This is a genomic window from Desulfofundulus thermobenzoicus (assembly GCF_009428905.1).
Lineage (GTDB): Bacteria > Bacillota > Desulfotomaculia > Desulfotomaculales > Desulfovirgulaceae > Desulfofundulus_A > Desulfofundulus_A thermobenzoicus.
In genome coordinates, this window is sequence record NZ_WHYR01000135.1 from 1 (window position 1) to 628 (window position 628).

At 40.8% G+C, this 628-nt stretch carries 1 pseudogene; it reads left to right on the forward strand.

Annotated features, from left to right (window positions below):
* Positions 1-628: pseudogene (ltaS, locus tag GFC01_RS17850) on the forward strand (lipoteichoic acid synthase); the annotation flags it as partial.

The window sequence follows — 628 nt, forward strand, 5'->3', positions numbered from 1 at the left end:
GTACTACGATATGAACGAGCAGGATACGAAGAACTATGGACTGAAAGACAAACCGTTCTTCAAAGAGTCGATGCCAATCCTTAAAAACATGAAGCAGCCGTTTTATTCGAAATTCATTACCTTATCGAACCATTTCCCATTTGGAATGGATGAAGGTGATACTGATTTCGAGCCTGGTGATTTCGGTGACTCTGTCGTCGATAACTACTTCCAATCGGCTCATTATTTAGATGAAGCGATTGAACAGTTCTTCAACGATTTGAAAAAGTCAGGTCTCTATGACAACACAGTCGTCATTATGTACGGAGATCATTACGGTATTTCTGAAAATCATAATGAAGCGATGGAAAAAGTGACAGGACAAAAAATCGGAGATTATGAAAATGCGCAGCTCATGCGTGTGCCGCTCTTTATCCATGTTCCTGGCGTAAAAGGCGGACAGATTCATAAATACTCTGGTGAAGTCGATGTCGCACCAACCCTTCTGCACCTGCTTGGCGATGATACGAAGAACTATTTAATGTCTGGTTCTGATATCTTATCGAAGAACTTTAAAGAGCTTGTGCCATTTAGAAATGGTGACTTCGTGTCTAAGGACTACACAAAAGTAGGCAATAACTATTACAGC